Annotated in this window: 18 protein-coding genes and 2 tRNA genes; 15 read left to right on the forward strand and 5 right to left on the reverse strand. The window is 38.3% G+C overall.

The annotated features are described in order from the left end of the window. Window positions 1-4 precede the first annotated feature (4 nt). The 8 genes from AC1M9I_RS11855 (at window position 5) to galE (ending at window position 10,062) form a co-directional block, all read left to right on the forward strand. Window positions 5-1,018, forward strand: a complete 1,014-nt coding sequence (locus tag AC1M9I_RS11855; protein ID WP_481611084.1) for an NAD-dependent epimerase/dehydratase family protein — start codon at window positions 5-7, stop codon at window positions 1,016-1,018. After that, on the forward strand, window positions 1,015-1,986 hold the full coding sequence (locus AC1M9I_RS11860) for an ATP-grasp domain-containing protein (RefSeq protein WP_481611085.1): 972 nt from the start codon (window positions 1,015-1,017) through the stop codon (window positions 1,984-1,986). Before AC1M9I_RS11855 ends, AC1M9I_RS11860 begins: the two co-directional genes overlap by 4 nt. A gap of 63 nt (window positions 1,987-2,049) precedes the next feature. Next, window positions 2,050-3,225, forward strand: a complete 1,176-nt coding sequence (locus AC1M9I_RS11865; protein WP_481611086.1) for a DegT/DnrJ/EryC1/StrS family aminotransferase — start codon at window positions 2,050-2,052, stop codon at window positions 3,223-3,225. A gap of 94 nt (window positions 3,226-3,319) precedes the next feature. Then, complete coding sequence (locus tag AC1M9I_RS11870; RefSeq protein ID WP_481611087.1) at window positions 3,320-5,194, forward strand: polysaccharide biosynthesis protein; 1,875 nt, start codon at window positions 3,320-3,322, stop codon at window positions 5,192-5,194. 34 nt (window positions 5,195-5,228) lie between these two features. After that, a complete protein-coding gene (gene galU / locus AC1M9I_RS11875; RefSeq protein ID WP_481611088.1) occupies window positions 5,229-6,107 on the forward strand; it encodes a UTP--glucose-1-phosphate uridylyltransferase GalU in 879 nt (292 codons plus the stop codon). A gap of 13 nt (window positions 6,108-6,120) precedes the next feature. Then, window positions 6,121-7,377 (forward strand): nucleotide sugar dehydrogenase, encoded by a 1,257-nt coding sequence (locus tag AC1M9I_RS11880; protein WP_481611089.1) that lies wholly within the window; start codon window positions 6,121-6,123, stop codon window positions 7,375-7,377. Further along, window positions 7,377-9,050, forward strand: coding sequence for a glucose-6-phosphate isomerase (pgi, locus tag AC1M9I_RS11885; RefSeq protein ID WP_481611090.1), 1,674 nt, complete (start codon window positions 7,377-7,379; stop codon window positions 9,048-9,050). Before AC1M9I_RS11880 ends, pgi begins: the two co-directional genes overlap by 1 nt. After that, window positions 9,043-10,062 carry a UDP-glucose 4-epimerase GalE gene (galE, locus tag AC1M9I_RS11890; protein WP_481611091.1) on the forward strand — a complete coding sequence of 340 codons (1,020 nt, stop codon included), beginning with the start codon at window positions 9,043-9,045 and terminating at the stop codon, window positions 10,060-10,062. The genes pgi and galE overlap by 8 nt, the downstream gene beginning before the upstream one ends. A 40-nt stretch (window positions 10,063-10,102) precedes the next feature. Here galE and AC1M9I_RS11895 read toward each other — a convergent pair whose 3' ends face one another. From AC1M9I_RS11895 to AC1M9I_RS11905, 3 genes are all read right to left on the reverse strand, one after another. Further along, window positions 10,103-11,473: a phosphohexomutase domain-containing protein gene (locus tag AC1M9I_RS11895; protein WP_481611092.1), complete on the reverse strand. Its 1,371-nt coding sequence runs from the start codon at window positions 11,471-11,473 to the stop codon at window positions 10,103-10,105. A 271-nt stretch (window positions 11,474-11,744) separates the two neighbouring features. Beyond that, a tRNA-Gly gene (locus AC1M9I_RS11900) sits at window positions 11,745-11,820 on the reverse strand. Between the two features lie 47 nt (window positions 11,821-11,867). After that, window positions 11,868-11,940, reverse strand: a tRNA-Gly gene (locus tag AC1M9I_RS11905). Between the two features lie 227 nt (window positions 11,941-12,167). Between AC1M9I_RS11905 and AC1M9I_RS11910 the strand changes: the two genes are divergently transcribed. The 5 genes from AC1M9I_RS11910 (at window position 12,168) to AC1M9I_RS11930 (ending at window position 15,027) form a co-directional block, all read left to right on the forward strand. Then, the gene (locus AC1M9I_RS11910; protein WP_035268950.1) at window positions 12,168-12,476 is read left to right on the forward strand and encodes a BolA family protein; all 309 of its coding nucleotides are present in this window, start codon (window positions 12,168-12,170) and stop codon (window positions 12,474-12,476) included. 26 nt (window positions 12,477-12,502) lie between these two features. After that, window positions 12,503-12,895, forward strand: coding sequence for a SirB2 family protein (locus AC1M9I_RS11915; protein ID WP_180028969.1), 393 nt, complete (start codon window positions 12,503-12,505; stop codon window positions 12,893-12,895). Between the two features lie 79 nt (window positions 12,896-12,974). Continuing rightward, a complete protein-coding gene (locus AC1M9I_RS11920; protein ID WP_180028975.1) occupies window positions 12,975-13,811 on the forward strand; it encodes a ParA family protein in 837 nt (278 codons plus the stop codon). A gap of 35 nt (window positions 13,812-13,846) precedes the next feature. Next, a complete protein-coding gene (locus AC1M9I_RS11925; protein ID WP_481593780.1) occupies window positions 13,847-14,236 on the forward strand; it encodes a hypothetical protein in 390 nt (129 codons plus the stop codon). Window positions 14,237-14,436: 200 nt separating this feature from the next. Then, window positions 14,437-15,027 carry a LysE family translocator gene (locus tag AC1M9I_RS11930; RefSeq protein ID WP_481611093.1) on the forward strand — a complete coding sequence of 197 codons (591 nt, stop codon included), beginning with the start codon at window positions 14,437-14,439 and terminating at the stop codon, window positions 15,025-15,027. 73 nt (window positions 15,028-15,100) lie between these two features. Here the strand turns inward: AC1M9I_RS11930 and AC1M9I_RS11935 are convergent, their stop codons facing one another. Next, entirely contained in the window at window positions 15,101-15,748 is a 648-nt protein-coding gene (locus tag AC1M9I_RS11935) for a DedA family protein (RefSeq protein ID WP_035268957.1), read from the reverse strand. Window positions 15,749-15,946: 198 nt separating this feature from the next. On the opposite strand from AC1M9I_RS11935, the gene AC1M9I_RS11940 reads away from it, so the two are divergent. Further along, entirely contained in the window at window positions 15,947-16,363 is a 417-nt protein-coding gene (locus AC1M9I_RS11940; protein WP_481590689.1) for a DoxX family protein, read from the forward strand. Window positions 16,364-16,596: 233 nt separating this feature from the next. Further along, window positions 16,597-18,165: a glutamine-hydrolyzing GMP synthase gene (guaA, locus tag AC1M9I_RS11945; protein WP_481589363.1), complete on the forward strand. Its 1,569-nt coding sequence runs from the start codon at window positions 16,597-16,599 to the stop codon at window positions 18,163-18,165. Window positions 18,166-18,278: 113 nt separating this feature from the next. Here the strand turns inward: guaA and AC1M9I_RS11950 are convergent, their stop codons facing one another. After that, window positions 18,279-20,747 carry an AAA family ATPase gene (locus AC1M9I_RS11950; protein WP_481611094.1) on the reverse strand — a complete coding sequence of 823 codons (2,469 nt, stop codon included), beginning with the start codon at window positions 20,745-20,747 and terminating at the stop codon, window positions 18,279-18,281. Window positions 20,748-20,758: the final 11 nt, after the last annotated feature.

Consider the following 20,758-nt stretch of genomic DNA (forward strand, 5'->3'; position numbering starts at 1 on the left):
TTATATGAGTAAAAAAGTTGTAGTATTCGGTGCAACGGGGAATTTAGGGGCATATACTACTGTTCATCTTAAAACATTAGGTTATGATGTTTATGCGGTAGGCTATAGAAAATCTGATAACGGTTTTTTTAAATCTAAAGGGATTGAATATTTTTCTGTAGACATTACGAATAAAGATAATTTTTCTATTTTACCTCATGATATTTATGCTGTTATACATTTAGCCGGTGAGCTACCGTCACGATACTCTTACGAACCTGATAAATTGATTTCAAGTATTACTTTGGGAACATTGAATGTATTAGATTATATGGTTAAAGAAGGTGGTAAAAAATTTGTATTTCCTCAGACGCCTTTTGACCAATATGATAAACATAACACAAGTGACATGATATATGCGGATGACCCAAAAAAATTTCCATTAACTGGAGATCATTCTATCTACACGATTGCAAAAAATGCAGCTGTAGATCTTATAGACCATTACTCTGCTACATATGACTTCTTAAGATTTCATTTACGTTTTTTTACCATCTATCATTACCATCCTAATGCATATCATTATTCCAATTTTAAAAAGCAAATGATGCCTTATCGCATGTTAATGGATCGAGCTTCCAAATCATTAGATATTGAAGTGTGGGGGGATCCTACTCGCTCAAAGGAAATGGTATATGTCAAAGACTTTACTCAAATTGTAGAGAAATGTATTGAATCTGATGGTCCTGGTGGGATGTACAACGTTGGTGGTAAGGCAGTGTCCCTAGAAGAGCAAATAAATGGAATTATTCAGGTATTTTCACCTAGTGATAAAAAATCTAAAAAGATTTATAGACCTGAAAAAGCTAATTCATTACTAGCTAAACTTGATATATCGAAGACTGAAAATGAGTTAGGTTACGTGCAAAAATATTCCTATATTGAATCTTTGATAGATTTTAAAAATGAAATGATTAATGAGCCTTTTGCTTTATTATGGGGTAATAAAGAAGATTATTCTTTAGGTGATGACAAATGAATGTTTTATTTTGTAGCGTTGGTAGAAGAGCAACATTGCTTAAAAACTTTAAATCAAAATATCCTGAAATCACTATTTTTGCTACAGACAATTCCGAATTTGCACCTGCTTTACATTTCGCGGATAAAAAAATTTTAGCACCTAGAGTTGATTCTGAAGGTTATATTAATTTTTTACTTGAAGTTTGTAAGCAGGAAAAAATTGATGCAATTACCACATTAATTGATCCCGAGATTGAAATTATTTCTAAGAATAGAGATATTTTTATTGAAAATAATATTCTGCCGTTAGTGCCTGATTATAAAACTGCAGCATTATGTTTTGATAAGTTCGAGATGTATAAATATCTTAAATCGAATGATATTCCGACAATTTTAACTTATGACTCGATTCATTCATTTGAAAAAGATTTATTATTAAATAAGATTGATTTTCCAGTTTTTATTAAGCCTAAAACCGGTAGTGCAAGTGTTGGCGCACAGAAAATTAATGATTTATCAGAACTTACATCTAAATTTTTAGAATGCAAACATGATTATATCATTCAAGAATATATGGATGGAGAAGATATAGATGCAGATGTTTATGTTGATTGTATATCTCATGAAGTAATCTCTATTTTTTCTAAAAAGAAGTTAGAAACAAAAATCGGTGGAGCAAATAAAACAATTTCTTTTGTAGATAAAAAACTTTTCGATTTTATTGAATGTATTTTGACAAAATTTAGTTTTTTTGGTCCTCTCGATATGGACTTCTTTTTTAAAGATGGTAATTACTATTTATCAGAAATTAATCCGCGTTTTGGTGGTGCATATTTACATGCTTTTGGTGCTGGCGTGGATTTTTTTGAACTAATTATTAATAATATTCAAGGTGTTACTAATCACAAAAGAATAGGGTACTACGAGAGTGAAATCTTGATGATGATGTACGATGATGTAGTAATAAAAAAACTAAGTGAAATTTAATATCTTAAGAGTGAACTAACTAGTTAATTCACTCTTATTTCAAGAACATTTTTAGGAAAAGTCATGTTAAACACAGCATTTGAATCGTGGCCAAGTTTTACCCAAGAAGAAGCTAAAGTAGTTTCCGAGGTGTTATTATCTAATAAAGTGAATTATTGGACGGGACAAGAATGCCGTGAGTTTGAAAAAGAATTTGCTCAATTTGCAGAAACACAATATGCGGTTGCACTAGCTAATGGAACTGTGGCGCTCGATGTTGCTTTAAAAGCATTAGGTATTGGGGCAGGGGATGATGTGATCGTAACATCACGTACCTTCTTAGCTTCGGCAAGTTCAATTGTAACCGTAGGTGCAAATCCAATTTTTGCCGATGTTGAGCTCGATTCACAAAATATATCACGCCGCACCATTGAAGCAGTACTCACTCCAAACACCAAAGCCATTATCTGTGTACATTTGGCCGGTTGGATGTGTGATATGGACCCAATTATGCAATTGGCTCAAGAAAAAGGTCTTTATGTGATTGAAGACTGTGCACAAGCGCATGGTGCGAAGTACAAAGGTAAATCTGCTGGTTCAATTGGACATATCGGTGCTTGGTCATTCTGCCAAGACAAAATCATGACCACTGGCGGTGAGGGTGGTATGGTGACCACCAATGATGAAACGCTTTGGAAAAAAATGTGGTCATATAAAGACCATGGTAAAAACTTTGATAGTATTTACAACAAACAACACCCACCAGGTTTCCGCTGGTTACATGATTCATTTGGTACCAACTGGCGCATGATGGAGATGCAAGCCGTCATTGGTCGTATACAGTTAAAGCTAATGCCAGAGTGGACAGCGAAACGTAATGCAAATATGCAAACCATCTATGCAGCATTTGCCAACAGTCCATATTTTACCGTGTATCAAGCCTCAGAAGATTATGTACATGCTGCATATAAGTGCTATGTTCAAGTGAATAGCGAACAATTGCCATCAGGTTGGTCGCGTGATCGTATTATGGCAGAAATCAATGCACTGGGTGTGCCGTGCTATAGTGGTTCATGTTCTGAGGTGTATTTGGAGCATGCATTTGATGATACACCGTGGCGCCCTGAGACTCGATTAGGAAATGCGAAGAAGCTAGGTGAAACGAGCTTAATGTTCTTGGTACATCCAACCTTGAGTGAGGATAGTATGGCCAAAACAGTAAATGCCATTAAAGACGTAATTAAAAAAATATCGGGATAAAAGTGATATTGTAATATCTAAATTTGAAGGCATGGAGGGATATTCTCAATACCCCTCCTAAATAGCGATCATATAGAGTGATAAGATCTAGACTGTGAAATCAACGATTATAAATTTAGCATCAGCACCAAGGGGGACCAAACAACTTTTTCTAGTCTGTTTGGATTTTTTAGTATTTCCAATTCTGATTTGGCTATGTTATGCCATTCGCCAGTTTGATTTAGGCGTAGAAGTTGTGCCGAATCTGGCTTTTGGATCTCTTTGGGTATCTTTGATTGCAGTTTGTGCATTGGGCTTAGCAAGGATTTATAGTTTTATTGTAAGAGCCTTTAACGAAGCCTTCATTTTCCAGTTGGGTTTAGCGACAACACTCACTGTTTTGGCACTATATGCTTTAGCTTACTTTACTCATGCATTTATCCCAACTTCAATTCCATTGATGTTTGGGTTTATGATGTTCGCATGGATTTGGCTCAGTCGAGGGATCATTAGAGCTTTAGTTAAATATGTATTGCATGCAGATATTCCACGAAAAAGAATTGCCATTTATGGAGCTGGTTTTGCGGGTCAACAAGTCGCAGCTATGCTGAATAATTCTGATGAACATTTACCTGTGCTATTTTTGGATGATGATATTACGCTTGCAGCAAAAAATATTGGTGGATTGAAAGTCTATCATGCAGCGGATGCACAAAAAGTGCTGAACAAGCATCAAGTGAATGAAATTTTGATTGCTTTGCCTTCGGTGGGTCGTCAACGTAAAACTGAAATTATTAAAAATTTAGAACCTGCACACTTAAAAATTACCGAGATTCCAGGCTTAACAAAACTAGTTGATGGTGAAATACGACTGTCGGATATTCAAGAAGTCGATATTATTGACTTGCTCGGTCGTGATCCTGTGCCTCCTGTCGCCCATTTACTTTCAAAAAATATCACCAATAAAATTGTGATGGTTACTGGTGCGGGTGGATCGATTGGGTCTGAACTGTGTCGTCAAATTATCAAAAACGAACCTAAGCTGTTGGTGTTATATGAACTGACAGAGTTTGCACTGTATAGTATCGACAAAGAATTACGCCAAAAAACAGAGTTAACCATTATTCCGATCTTAGGCACAGTATTAGATCAGCAGAAGCTTGAGCGTGTCATTGCACAATATCAAGTACAAACCGTTTATCATGCAGCGGCTTATAAACATGTCCCTTTGGTGGAATGTAACCCGATTGCGGGTGTGAAAAATAATGCAGTCGGTACAGCCTTTAGTCTAAATGCTGCTGTACGAAATCAAGTGGAAACATTTGTGCTAATTTCAACGGATAAAGCAGTTCGCCCAACCAATGTGATGGGAGCAACTAAGCGTATGGCGGAGCTCTATTGTCAAGCGATGGCAGAGGCTCAAGATCATACTCAGGTGAGTATTGTGCGTTTTGGAAACGTGCTCGGCTCATCGGGTTCAGTGGTTCCGCTTTTCAAGCAACAGATTGCGAAGGGTGGTCCAATTACAGTGACGCATCCAGACGTCACGCGATACTTTATGACCATTCCAGAAGCTTCTCAGTTGGTGATTCAAGCCGGTGCTTTAGGTGAGGGTGGAGACGTATTCTTGTTGGATATGGGAGAGCCAGTCCGTATTCAAGATTTGGCGCGACAAATGATTTCACTCAGTGGATTAACCGTTCGTGAAGAAGCATCACAAACAGGTGATATTGCGATTCAGTATTCAGGTTTACGTCCAGGTGAAAAGTTATATGAGGAATTGCTAATCGATCAAGAGGATACACAGATTACCGAGCATAGTCGGATTCTAAGATCATTTGAAAAATCGTATCCGTTGGATGAAATTTTACCCATATTTGACCGTTTCTATGATTTAACCGCAACACATGAAGATGTTGATTGGGTGTTAACTCAACTAGAATATTATGTAGATGGGTATCAACGCGGTGCCGAAATTCGCGTTAACTAATTAAGTAAATTAAAAATTTTGTAGAGCTTTGAATATGTCGATCAAAAAAGCGATTCTTCCTGTCGCAGGTCTTGGTACACGTTTTTTACCTGCGAGCAAATCGATTCCTAAGGAAATGGTCACTGTAGTTGACCGCCCTGCAATTGAATATGTAGTCAAAGAAGCGATTGCTGCGGGTATTGAACAAATTATTTTAGTCACACATGCTTCAAAAGCATCCATTGAAAACTACTTCGACCGTAGTTTTGAGCTGGAAACCACATTAGAACAAAAAAAGAAATTTGATTTACTCAAAGAAATTACTGAAATATTACCGCCACATGTCAGTGTGATCAGTGTACGTCAGCCACAACCTTTAGGTTTAGGACATGCCGTACTCTGTGCAAAAGATGTGGTAGGTGATGATGATTTTGCAGTACTACTTCCTGATGTTTTAGTAAAAGATACCGCTGAAACCAATGATTTGAGCTTGATGATTCAGCGATATAATGAATCAAAAGCATCACAAATTATGGTTGAAGCTGTCCCTGAACAGATGGTCGATCAATATGGGATTGTAGATGTTGCGGAGTCGCCGCTTGAGGGACAAAGTATCCAAATGCAAGGTATTGTTGAAAAACCTGCAGTGGGTACAGCACCATCGAACTTATCTGTGGTAGGACGTTATATTTTGCCTGCAAAAATCATGCAATTGCTTGAGCAAACACCAAAAGGGACGGGCAATGAAATCCAACTGACGGATGCGATTGCGATGCTTCAACAAACAGATGTGGTAGAAGCCTATCGTATGAAAGGTCAAACCTTTGACTGTGGAAGTAAGCTGGGTTATTTAAAAGCGGTATTGCATTACGGTATTGATCACCCAAGTTTAGGTGAAGCTTTTAAAGTCATGATTAAAGACTTAAAACTTTAAAACGAGTACCGCTATGAATATTGCAGTATTTGGTCAGACCTTGTATGCAGGGGTGATGGCAGCATTATTGGCTGAATATGGCCATCGAGTCTTCTGGTGTGATCTTTTAAAAAAACCAGCATCGGAACAGGTTTATGCTCAAGATCAATCTGTACAACAGCTGCTTGAGAAATTACATCAGACTGGTGCAATAAAATACTGCACATTTGCAGCGATTCCCCTTGATGTGGATGCCTATTTTTTTAGTTTTAATCCGACTGAGCAAGTGCAAGGCATTGAAATACTCAAAGCCCTCAAGCATCGCACAATCAGTCATCCTAAATTAATGATTAATGCATCCACATTGGGTTTAAATGGAACCCAAAAGTTTGCTGAACTATTGCCTGAAGATGATTGGGTGTATGTACCAGATGTGATCCAAGAGGGCAATGCATTACGTAGCCTGACGCAAACATCACAACTGGTCGTTGGTTGTGAAAGTGATCGTGCTAAGCGTTTATTACAAGAGTTATTACGACCGCTCTTTCCACGTGAGCAACAATATCTATTTATGCCGGTTTTAGATGCGGAATTTACCAAGTTAAGCGTATCTGGCATGCTGGCGACCAGAATCAGTTATATCAATGATTTAGCTGTTGTTGCTGAGAAATTGGGGATTGATATTGAGCATGTGCGCCAAGGCTTAGCGGCAGATAGTCGTATTGGTCCTTCTTATTTATATCCAGGTGCAGGGTTTGGTGGGGAAAATTTCTCGCATGATGTACAAACCTTGGCGAGTACTGTTTCTGGTAGTGGGGCTAAGAGTCAGCTCTTAGCACAAGTCTGGGAGATTAACGAACAACAAAAGGAAATCCTCTTTCGAAAATTATGGAATCATTTTCAGGGGGATCTGAAGGACAAAGTCGTGACGATTTGGGGGGCTTCTTTTAAAGAAAATACGGCTCGTATTCAACAATCCCCGATTCATGCCATGTTAAAAGCTTTATGGGCACAAGGAGTTGTGGTTAAACTTCATGATCCACAAGCCTTGAACGAAATTGAAAAGGTGTATGGTCATCGCGATGATTTAATTTATTGCCAGGATCAATATGAAGCAGTGGATGATGCGCATGCGCTTTGTATCCTCACCGCGTGGAAACAGTATTGGTGTCCGAACTATCAAATCCTTAAGAAAACCATGCAACATACTTTAATTTTAGATGGTCGTAATATTTTAAATCCCGAATATGTGAAGTCGCAGGGCTTTGCTTATAAAGGAGTAGGGCGTTAATGGAACAGCCAAATCAGGAATATAATTCAGTCGCTGTTGAACAAGCGCTTGACAATCTAGAGCTTTTAAAAAAACAAATTGCACGTCAACATTTACGTAATTTTTTTCAGCAAGATTCTAATCGCTTTCAAAATTGTGCGATTTATTTCGAGCCACTCATTTTTGATTATAGTAAGCAGCGTGTTGATCTCGCTGCGCTTGATGCTTTAGTTGATCTAGCCCAAAACTGTGACTTAGCGGGTTGGATTAAGCGCTTATTTTCTGAAGAGCGGATCAATTATTCAGAAAGTCGAGCAGCCATGCATTGGGCATTACGCTTGCCGAAAGATCATGCTGAACATTCAAAGATCGCCAATCAAGTGCATCAGCAACTTGATCATATGTATGCTTTGGTTGAGAAGATACATATGGGTCAGTATCGTGGCGCAACAGGTGAAGTGATTCAAGATGTTGTGAATATTGGGGTGGGTGGATCAGACCTAGGTCCATTGATGGTCAGTCATGCGCTCTCGGATTTTAAACAAACCACTCAAAAGCCATTGAATGTGCATTTTGTGTCGACTATGGATGGAAGTCAGTTGTCTGACTTGCTGCATAAACTGCGGCCTGAAACCACGCTGTTTATTATTTCTTCCAAGTCATTTGGTACGATTGACACCTTATCCAATGCACAAACGGCGCGCTTGTGGCTTGAAAAAGCATTGGGTGAAGAGCTTGCCATTCTAAAACACCATTTTATTGGGGTGTCAACCAAGCCTGAGAAAATGTCCGAATGGGGAATTTCCCCTGAAAATCAACTGCTCCTTTGGGATTGGGTGGGTGGTCGTTATTCACTGTGGTCATGTATTGGATTACCAATCGCATTAAGTATTGGCGTAGAGGGGTTCAAGCAACTGCTCGCAGGGGCTTATGCGATTGACCAACATTTTCAAAGCACCGCTTTTTCATACAATATTCCGGTGCTGATGGGATTGCTGGGAGTATGGAATAGTAACTTTCTAGCAATGAAAACCCATGCAGTTTTACCCTACGATGGTCGACTCAAATATTTTGCTGCGTATTTGCAACAATTGGAAATGGAGTCCAACGGTAAATCTGTGCAACGCAATGGTGAGAAAACTACGTTAGATACCTGCCCGATTGTATGGGGTGAAGTCGGTCCGAATGCTCAACATGCTTTTTATCAATTATTGCATCAGGGTACACAGGCGGTCAGCAGTGATTTTATAGCGCCCATTAAACGTTATAACGGTGACCAATATACTTATGTGGATAATGCCGAGGCACTTAAGCAACAGCATTATCTCGCATTATCCAATTGTTTGGCTCAGTCACGATTATTAGCTTTTGGCAATGATGCTTTAAATCCTCAAGAGCTTGAGGGATTGCCACTCTATAAACAATATGACGGTAATCAGCCCAGCACGACAATATTGATGGATGAGCTCAATCCTTATAGTTTGGGTATGTTGATTGCTTTGTATGAGCATAAAGTGTTTGTGCAATCTGTCATTTGGAATATTAATCCTTTTGATCAATGGGGTGTCGAAAAAGGTAAAGAAATTGCCAATCAACTCTTACCTATTCTAAATGGTGAACAAAATGATTTGTCCAGGCTTGATGCGTCGACACAAGGTTTAATACAAATATTGATGGGGAAAGACAATGCCTAAAGTATTAGTGACAGGTGGTGCAGGATATATTGGTTCGCATACTTGTGTTGAATTGTTAAATGCAGGACATGATGTTGTTGTTCTTGATAATTTATCGAATAGCTCACCAGAATCTTTGAATCGCGTTCAAGCTTTCACGTCTAAATCTTTGGAATTTATCGAGGGTGATATTCTTGATCAAGCGATTTTGGATCACATTTTTCAAGCGCATCAGATTGACGCCGTGATTCATTTCGCAGGCTTAAAAGCGGTAGGTGAAAGTCAGCAAATCCCATTGAAGTATTTCGAGAATAATATTTCTGGCTCGATTAGCTTAGTCAAAGCGATGGAACGCGCCAATGTTTTTAATTTAGTCTTTAGCTCTTCTGCAACGGTGTATGATGAAGCCAATGTCTCTCCACTGAATGAAGAGATGCCGACAGGCATGCCAAGTAACAACTATGGCTATACCAAACTGATTGTTGAGCAGTTATTGCAGAAACTCGCACAAGCCGATGCACGCTGGTCAATTGCATTGTTGCGTTACTTTAACCCAGTTGGTGCGCATAAAAGTGGGCAGATTGGTGAAGATCCACAAGGCATTCCAAACAACTTAATGCCTTATGTGACTCAAGTGGCTGTCGGTCGTCGTGAAAAACTATCAATTTTTGGTAATGATTACGATACCGTCGATGGCACGGGTGTGCGTGACTATATCCATGTGGTGGATTTGGCGAATGCCCATTTATGCGCACTGGAAAATCGTTTAAATGCACAAGGCTGTCGTGCTTGGAATATTGGGACAGGCAATGGCTGTTCGGTGCTAGAAATTAAAAATACCTTTGAAAAAGTCAATGGTATTGAGATTCCTTTCGAATTTGCACCGCGTCGTGCAGGGGATGTCGCAACATCATTTGCAGATAATGCGCGTGCAGTTGCTGAATTGGGTTGGACGCCAAAATTTAATCTGGAAGATATGTTGGCGGACAGTTGGAATTGGCAAAAACAAAACCCAAATGGTTATCGTGAATAAAAAAAAGGAGCGTTTGAAACGCTCCATTTTTTATGAGGTTTTAAGCTTGAATGAGTTGAGTGAGCTCATCGACATAAGCTTGCATCGGCTTCGGATTTTTGTCTTTACGGCTTTCAATATTTAAACGGAGTAATGGCTCTGTATTTGAAGCACGTACATTTAAACGCCAAGCACCAAAATCCAAACTGACGCCATCCGTTTCATCAATTTTGGGATTTTGGTCAGCAAAATGATCAAAGATGTTTTGAATGGTTTCTTTTGTATCCGCAACTTTAAAATTAATCTCGCCAGAACAAGGGAACTTTTCAATCATTTCCTCAACCAGAGCAGAGAGTGGTTTTGCCGTTTCAGAGACAACTGAGATTGCCAATAACCACGGAATCATACCACTGTCACAATAGGCAAAATCACGGAAGTAGTGATGCGCTGACATTTCACCACCATAGACTGCATTATGTTCACGCATTTTATCTTTAATGAAAGAGTGGCCTGATTTCGATTGCACAGCTTCGCCTTGATATTGTTCAACGATATCGAAGGTATTCCACACCAAGCGCGGATCATGCACAATTTTTTCACCTTTCTGTTTCAGTAAAAAGGCTTGTGCCAAGAGACCGACGATGTAATACCCTTCAATGAATTGACCTTTTTCATCAAACAAGAAACAACGGTCAAAGTCACCATCCCAAGCGATGCCCATGTCAGCATGATGCTGAAGTACAGCATCGCAGGTGCTTGCACGGTTTTCAACTAAGATGGGGTTGGGAATACCATTTGGGAAGTTACCATCTGCTTCATGGTGAATTTTGATGAATTCAACTGGGACGTTTAATGCTTTGAATTTCGCTTCAATGGCATCGATCACATGACCTGCAGCACCATTCCCCGCATTGACCACGAGTTTTAAAGGTTTGATTTTAGCAGGGTCAATATAGGTCATCAAATGATCGATAAATTCGGGCAAGATATTATAATGTTGAGTTGTGCCTTTAATTTCGACTGCTTTGAACTGATTTTTTTCAGCAAGAAGTTGAATATCTTTTAAACCCGAGTCTGCTCCAATCGGACGAGCATTTTCACGTACAAGCTTCATGCCGTTATAGTCCATTGGGTTATGACTGGCTGTAATTTCGATCCCGCCTTGCACATCAAGATGGAATGCACCGAAATAAACTTCCTCAGTCCCCGTCATTCCTAAATCTAAAACATCAACGCCTGCATCATTCAGGCCATTGATGGTGGCTTGTTTCAGTGATTCACTGGTTAAGCGAACATCACATCCAACCACGACTTTTTGAGGTTGATAAATTTCGCCATAAGCACGTCCAACACGGTACGCGATATCTTCATTGAGTTCTGTGCCCAATTTTCCGCGGATATCATAGGCTTTGAAACAAGTTAATTTTTCCATGTTAAGGTTCTAATCTATTGAGCAAATTGAATACGAAAATTATAGCGATTTTATGTAAGTACGGCATGGGTTGAGATGAAAAATTACATTTAAATTCAGTAAATTAATTTACTTTATAATGCTTATTTTTGATTGTAAGTAAAGCAGCGCTCATAAGTGGATGAATTTTTTTGGAAAAAGTGCAGTGAAAGTTTATTTGTTTTAAAAAATGAATTTATAAAAATTTTAATAATAAAAAAGCCCTGATGAATATCAGGGCTTTTTTTGAATCTGGAGCGGGAAAGGAGACTCGAACTCCCGACCCCAACCTTGGCAAGGTTATGCTCTACCAACTGAGCTATTCCCGCGGAGTCTATCAATTTTTTAAGTGAAAAAACTGAATGAAAAAATTTTGAGCGGGAAAGGAGACTCGAACTCCCGACCCCAACCTTGGCAAGGTTATGCTCTACCAACTGAGCTATTCCCGCATGCCGTGTATAATACAGCATGAAAAATCAGGGTCAACAACTTTATAAAAAAATATCGTGTGATTGAATAAAATTAAAGCATTTCAATGTATTTCGCTTAATTTTTGATTGGTCTTAAGCTCAAGATCAAAGCGAAACTCTCCAATGGCGGTGTAGTTTATTTACTTTTTATTCTAAAACTTCACGGTATACTGCTGGCAACCAATGAATGCGTGTGGAATGTAAGCATGACTTTAGAGCAACAATTAATTGAACGTTTACAACAATTGTCTCCTGTGCACTTGGACGTGGTGAATGAGTCATCAGGTCATGGTGGCTATTTCCCTGGTAAAGAATCGCATTTTAAAGTCACTGTTGTAAGTGAAGTGTTTCAAGGCTTACGTTTAGTACAACGCCATCAAAAAGTATATGCACTGGCGGGTGACCTATTGAGTCCAGGAAAGATTCATGCTTTGGCGATTCATGCTTATGTGCCAACTGAATGGACTGGTCAAGCGCCAAATAGTCCTGAATGTGCACATGCACCGAAAGCTTAAATTTTAAAAGTAGGAGAGTGGCTGAAATGGATACACACTTAGTCATTAAAATCGTGCATATGTCGAGTTTGCTCTTGTTGATCATTGCTGTATTAGCACGTGCGACAACCTTATATTTTGGCGTCGAAAATCAACAACCCAATCCGAAAGGACGTAAGGCTTATGTTGCGCTTCAACATTTGGCATTTACTTTGGTCATTGGGACAGGCTTGATTTTATTGTTTTTGAATAATTTTCAAGTTCAGCCTTGGTTCTATGCCAAAGTGGTCTTAGTGATCGTAATGTTATCTTCATTAATTAAAGCATACCGCCAAGATGCGTCTGTACTGTTAATTCAACGTCGTGCGGGGGTATTGATTAGTTGTGTCGCATTTATGGCCATTATTGGCATTGTGATGATTAAGCCAACTTTCGGTTAATTGTTAGACACAATCGCTTAGGCTCTCACCCCTCTAGGTTAAACTTCATCTATAAAGTGAATTGAGCCTAGAGGGAATGATGCGTACACGTGTGGTGTTTAATCAAAAAGGTGGCGTTGGTAAATCCAGTATTACAGTAAACTTGGCTGCACTCAGTGCACATCAGGGTTTTAAGACGCTTGTCATTGACCTCGATCCTCAAGCCAATTCCAGTCAGTATCTATTGGGCGATGATGCGACTTATAATGCCGATAAACCTGCACTAGAACCCAATATTGAAAATTTTTTCGAAGATGTATTGGCGAATCAGTCCAGCAAAGGTTTGATTGGTCAAGCCATTGGAAATTTGCTCAAAAATAAAAATAAAGGCTTAGAAGCTTATATACACCAGTCACCATTCCCATCTCTCGATGTTTTGCCGGCAAGTCCCTCGCTTGGTGCTTTAGAGCATAGTCTCGAATCCAAACATAAAATTTATAAGCTACGTGACGCGATTCAGCATCTAGCAGGGACTTATGATCGGATCTATATCGATACACCGCCTGCATTTAATTTTTTTACTTTGTCGGCATTAATTGCAGCAGACCGAGTGTTGATTCCATTTGATTGTGATGTCTTTTCTAAGCGTGCTTTAAACACGTTGATCGAAAACATCATGGAAACCCAAGATGATCATAATGATCGCTTGGAAATTGAAGGTATCGTCGTTAACCAGTTTCAAGCGCAAGCAAAACTTCCTCGTGAAGTGGTACAGCAGCTTAGAGATGAACAACTACCTGTGCTCAATGCGATGTTGCCACCGTCGGTATTAATGAAAGAGTCTCATCATAAAAATATGCCGTTAATCTATTTAAATACAGATCATAAATTGACGCAGGCCTACCAATCATTGTTCAATGAAATCGAGAATAAATAAGATTTGAGAAGAGTATGAACTCACGCGCGATGAAAATGGTCATGCAACTTAGTGCATTCGGTACGGTTGCTGTATTGATGACTGCTTGTGCGACAACGGTTAAACCGAGTTATGTTTCTCCGACGCAATATCAAGCATTGAACTGTGTACAACTTGGTGCTGAATTCAATCGTATTCAGCAGTACATCAATAATGGTGTACAACCGCCTAAACGTACAGGTGTTGGCGTTGGTCTAGGTGTTGGTGGTGGCTGGGGCCGTGGCGGTTGGGGCTTTGGTCCTTCAGTTTCTGTCAATATGGGACAGTCATCGAATACCAAAAATACTGAATTGTCGCGATTATATGGCGAGCAAGATGCGATCTCACAAGCGGCAACTTTCAAAAATTGTCCTTATGTCCCTAAACGTCAACAGCAAGCTCAGTAATTTAAAAGGGCTGTTCAATCTGAGCTTGAGCAGCTTTTTTTTTAGCAAAATGTTTCAATGTAAATTTATTAAAATCAATATTTTATAAAATTATTAACTGAAAATAGACGTGACATTCATCATTCCTTCACTTTAAAAACTTGTCTTTAAATTCGTTTTTCGTTTAAGGTGTGCCTCTTCTAAATCTCTGATTTTAATCTATGGTAGAAAGTTGGCTTTATATTTTTGCAGTGTTCGCGGTATTACTTATTCCCGGTCCAACCAATGCATTATTGGCTAGCGCAGCACATCACCATGGTGTATTAAAAGCATTCTATTTCGTACCTCTTGAATTACTGGGTTATATCTACGGCATTAGCATTTGGGCACTGTTGGTGCATTTAACCCTACCAATTTGGCCAATGCTGATTCATATCTTACATTTGGTGAGTGCAGTTTATGTGATTTGGATGGCTTTTCATTTATGGAAAGCTTCACACCTTAAGCAATTGAGCCAAAAAAACGTTCGAATGAGTCGCAGTCATCTTTTTAAATCGACATTGAAAAATCCAAAATCTATTTTGTTTGCAGTTGGTATTTTTCCAGCATGGACTTGGGATTCTTTTCAAAACTATTTTTTAGTTTTGGGTGTATTCACCTTATGTTTAATTCCATGTGCTTTATTTTGGATGTATTTTGGTCGTAAAGTCTTGGCAGGGAATCAGACGGTGGTCAGCGCAGATCGCTTATACAAAGGTTCTGCCATGTTACTTATGCTCAGTATGTTACCTGTCATTATTGGATTTTTCTAAGCCATTCAATATTTTGTAGAGATAAAAAAAGCAGATTCTTGGTGGGGAATCTGCTTTTTTTGACGTCTAATGATTACATCATTTCGGGATTTTTCTTTGGGAAAAACTTGTGGCGAATAAAGCCAATGATCCCCGGCAATACGCTTAGAATAATGATTCCGAAAATTAAATGGGTGAAATTGTCTTTCACGATCGGCATATTACCGAACAAGTAACCCAAGGTGATAAACGAAGAAATCCACAAGAAAGCACCAACGACATTGTAAGTAATGAAGTATTTGTAGTTCATGCTTCCTGCACCAGCGACGAAGGGTGCAAATGTACGCGCGAATGGGACAAAACGCGCAAAAATAATGGTTTTACCGCCGTGTTTTTCGAAGAATTTTTGCGTATAAACCAAATGTTTTTTATTGATAAATCGAGATTCAATTTCAAAAACGCGTGGTCCGATATATTTTCCAATATGATAATTTAAGGTATCACCCAATACTGCTGCCGTGAATAACAACACGCCCAAAAGCCACGGATCCATTGCACCTGTTGAGGCTGCTAACGCACCTGCTGCAAACAGTAAACTGTCCCCGGGTAGAAAAGGCATGACCACCAAGCCCGTTTCTACGAAAATAATCAGGAATAAAATTCCGTAAATCCAAATGCCATAATTGGTAATAAATTCAAGTAGATGATCATCTACATGCAGAATAAAATCGATTAAATCCATGAGGGGTGAACTGAGCAAAAATGTGTTCAAATGCTAACAGCCATCGGCGCTGATGTCAGTAGTCAATTGATTTAAATTATAGGTGAATTATTGTTCTGATTATGCAACGCTGATTCTTTATATTGATTGTTTATCCTAAAAATAAAAGCTACTAATCTAGGGTCATTACCAAAAACAAAACGTAGATAGGTCAACCCAATGTTTAATCCAAATCAAGTGATTAAAAAAATTGTTGCTCAACCCACAGTGCATGCAACTTTAACCCTCGTCGCACGTGTCCTTTTAGCATATATCTTTATTGTGGCGGGATGGGGCAAACTCGCAGGTTATAGCGCAACAGTTGGATATATGGAAGCGATGGGTGTGCCGGGTGCATTATTGCCAATGACCATTTTGGTTGAACTGGGTGGAGGCTTAGCACTGTTATTTGGGGTACAAGCACGATTATTCGCAGTAGCTTTAGCTGGTTTCAGTTTAGTTACCGCATTTCTTTTTCATGGTGCGCCTGAAGATTCGATACATTTCATGAAAAACTTTGCTATGGCGGGTGGTCTAATCTTTCTCGTATTGCATGGTGCAGGTCAATGGAGTGTTGATCAGCGTTTTGAAAAATAAATGACAAATAGGCAATGCAGGTGAAATGAGACAATTATTCGCCTGCTGCATCGTGATCTGAATGTAACTCCAAGGCTTATATGATCAGAGCAATCGACTGAAATTGTTGAATAAAAAGACAATATTTAATAATAATGTATTGAAATATAGAGAGATTTGAATAGTGTGCGTAAGCTTAATAAAAATGATAGAATAGCGCGCTAATCCTTCGTTAGCCTTTCATAGTTGTTATCATGACTACCAATACTCAAATTACCGAAGATCGTATCCTGATTTTGGATTTCGGCTCTCAATATAGCCAATTGATCGCACGTCGTGTACGTGAATCAGGCGTATATTCTGAAATGTATGCTTTTGATATGTCGGAAGAGGACATCCGCGCATTTAATCCAAAAGGGATTATTCTTTCAGGTGGTCCTGAGAGTGTTCACGTTGAAGGCAGCCCACGTGCGCCAGAAGTTGTGTTTAACTTAGGCGTACCAGTATTGGGTATTTGTTACGGTTTACAAACGATGTCTGCTCAGTTGGGCGGTAAAGTTGAACCGGGTACAGTTCATGAGTTTGGCTATGCTGAAGTCGATATTAAAGTACGTGATGCTTTAATTGGCGATCTTGAAGATTCAGCAGACAAATTGAAAGTATGGATGAGTCATGGCGATAAAGTGACTCAAATTCCAGAAGGTTTCCAAATTACTGCAAGTACACCAAGCTGCCCAGTGGCAATGGTGTCTGACGAAGCTCGTCGTTTCTACGGTATCCAGTTCCACCCTGAAGTAACACATACTGCTAAAGGTAAAGAGTTACTTGAGAACTTTGTACAAAAGATCTGTGGTTGCCGTAGCCTATGGAATTCTGAAAACATCATTGATTTGCGTGTTGAACAATTACGTGAACAGATTGGTGATCAGAAGGTTCTTCTTGGTCTTTCAGGTGGTGTAGATTCATCTGTTGTGGCTGCATTGCTTCACAAAGCAATTGGCGATCAATTGACATGTGTATTCGTTGACAATGGTCTTCTTCGTTTAAATGAAGGGGATCAAGTGATGGAAATGTTTGCGAAAAACATGGGTATCCGTGTGATTCGTGCTGATGCTGAACAACGTTTCCTTGATGCTTTGGCAGGTGAAGTTGATCCTGAAGCAAAACGTAAAATCATTGGTCGTGAGTTCATCGAAGTATTTGCTGAAGAAGCACGTAAGCTTGATGGCGTGAACTTCCTTGCGCAAGGTACGATTTATCCTGATGTGATTGAATCTGCTGCAAGCAAACAAGGTAAAGCGCATGTGATTAAATCACACCATAACGTGGGTGGTTTACCAGAAGATCTCGCTTTTGAATTGGTTGAGCCAATTCGTGATTTATTTAAAGATGAAGTACGCCGTTTGGGTACGACTTTAGGTTTACCATTTGAGATGCTTTATCGTCACCCATTCCCAGGACCAGGTCTTGGTGTTCGTATCTTGGGTGAAGTGAAGAAAGAGTATGCTGACATTCTTCGTTTAGCCGATGACATCTTCATGCAAGAACTTCGTGCAAGTGGTTGGTATGACAAAACTGCACAAGCATTCGCTGTATTCCAACCAGTAAAATCTGTGGGTGTAGTCGGTGATGGTCGTCGTTATGCATGGGTGATTGCACTTCGTGCGGTTGAAACAGTTGACTTTATGACGGCTCGTTTCGCACATCTCCCTTATGATCTTGTTGATAAAATCTCTACTCGTATCATGAACGAGATTGCAGAAGTTTCACGTGTTGTTTATGACGTATCGTCTAAACCACCAGCTACGATTGAATGGGAGTAATTTAGGGCTTTCAAGAAACAACGTTTCTTGCCTAAATTACGCCAAGAGCTATGCTTGCGGCAGTGTCTGAATCGAGACATACCCCAGTAAAAAGGACGCTTAGGCGTCCTTTTTTATGCTTCTACAGTTTCAGCTAGTATTTGTTGAGTAAGAGGATCATTGTCTATAGTGATATTGATACTTTCTAATAACGCATAATATTGGGTGATATCTTCACTTCTAACTTTTTCAATAATTGCTTTAGCAGATTTTTGCATTTCAGGTTGTTCTGCGATTGTTCCACCACGTTCTAGTACACCTGTCATATGCGAATATTCGTTATGAATTCTATCTGTCAGGGTTTTAAATATGTGATCACCCCAAAAAGCTTTTAGTTGACTATCCAATTGATATGAAGCTGATGGGAATTTATAGAATGTATAGATCTCTAAAAATTTTCGAGCATTATTTCCAAAGTTATAAAAAATATGGAAGTTAGAATCATCAATGTTACTTACCGTTGCGCATTTATAAATTTGTTCAAATAAAAAATTGAATTCAGTTAAAAATTTACTTAAGTAAAGTGGCATTTTCTGAATCTGTGAAAATGAATCATGTCTTTGAATTAAGTAATAACCTGTTTTTCTCTTATGCTCCTGAACTGTTGCAATAGAGCTGTCGGGATCTACCCCAGATACTCTACGTAAGTATTTTAAGAATTCTAGATTGTGTGTGGAAATAAACAATTGAGAATACTTTTTCTCTTTACAGATTTTTTCTTCAATAAGAGAAAAGATAAAGAAAATATGATTACTATCTAAGCTACAAATTGGGTCATCTATCCAAATAATTGGTTGTTCACCACTGTTTAAAGACTCTTGGACTTTTGCTAAGAAATAACAAAAAGAAATTAAGCTACATTCACCTTCACTCAAATTGTGAGCTTTAGTTTTAATTCCTTTTTTAAGTCGCTGTATTTCAAATTTTATGGATTGACCATTTGTGATAGTCGTTTCTATAGGCTCAAGACTTAAATGTTGATGACCAAAATCATGCTGTAAAATTTCATTAATACGTCTACAAGCTTCTCCCTCGGACTTTAATTTAGCTTCTTCAGTTTCAATTTCTGAGAGAATTTTATCTTTTCGAGTTCTTAATGTTGTTAGTTCAGTTTCTAAAGGCGCTATAGCTTGCAATGCAAGCTCTATATTTGAGGTTAATTGAGTATAGTTAATAAGTTGTAAGAAATGATAAATATGATTTAAACGTAATGCATTTTTAGCTTCAATTTGTAAAGAAGAAAGTTGATCATTTTTCTGTATGCATTCTGTTCTAATCTGAGAAACTCTTTCGAGGATAGTGGTGATTTCTGTAGAGTAGTCTTCAGGAAGTTCAATTAAAAACTCTGAAAATAGTTTTTTATCTTTATCCTCTAATGCTTTTTTGAGTAGCTCGATAGATGCTTTTTGTTTGGCAAAAGTATTTTGCAGATTCGTTTGAAGTTGAGAGAGTTCAGGATAGTATTGTCTGTAATAGGTCGTTATATCAAAACTGATATTTAATTGACGATCACTTAATAAATTATTGAGAGATTTTATTTCGTCAGCAATTCTATTACGGAGCTTATCTGTTTCTTCATCAAAATGATTGGCTAACTCTTTGCGTCTTTCAATACTAATTTCATTATTACAGAAAGCGCAAGTTGTACGATCATTATGTAGTGGATGTCCTGTTTGTACCCATGAATTTAGAGAGGGATTATTTTTTAATTCATCAATTTTATCTGAGCTACCAACAACTGATCTCAGTATGTCATTTGTTGAAGTAATGATAGATTGAAAATTTAAATTGTAAGTAGCAAGAATAGAGGGATTAGCTAGTTCACGTTGATTTAAGATATTACGGTATTCTAGTTCTTTATCAGAATCTAAAGTCTGATACCCTGATTCCAAAACTAAAGGAATATCTCTCTCTTTTAGTTTACGAATATTATAATCTTGATCGCCAAATAGATTTGGTTGAGAGCGAATAGATTCAGGATTTCCTGAAGCTTTAGATCTTAAGTGGGTTTCAAGTACTTCTTTGGCATTTTGGTGTTTTTCGCTAGCTTTATCTAACTCGTCTTTTTTATTTTTGATCTTAAGTGACAAGCCAGTTTCTGCATTTTCTTCATTTGATCCTAACTCATTTTTTAGTGTTTGAATGCGGGCGAAAATTTGTTGGTTATCACCGCCCAAAGTAACTGAAAAAGACTCAATGTTTTCATCTTCGTTATGTATAAATTTTAAATTTTCTTTTACGAAATCAGAATTATAAACATGAATAGGATATTGAAAATTTTGCAAAGTACTTTGAGTGATCTCAGTATCATCAAAAAGCTTAATTTTAAAGTTAGGATTATCGTATTTATGAGGAAGTTTCTTTTTCTCAAGACTTCTAATTATCTTTGAAAGACTTGTTTTTCCTGAATAGTTGCGTCCATAAAAGATATTGATATCTTTAAAGTCATAAGTGTGACCATTTTCAAGACTTAAATTTTCATCCCAATTGAAATCTTTAAAAATGGAAAAGTTTCTAATTTCTGAAATTTTTTTAATTTTCATAAGAGTACCCC

The sequence above is a fragment of the Acinetobacter sp. ANC_7553 genome (assembly GCF_056779895.1).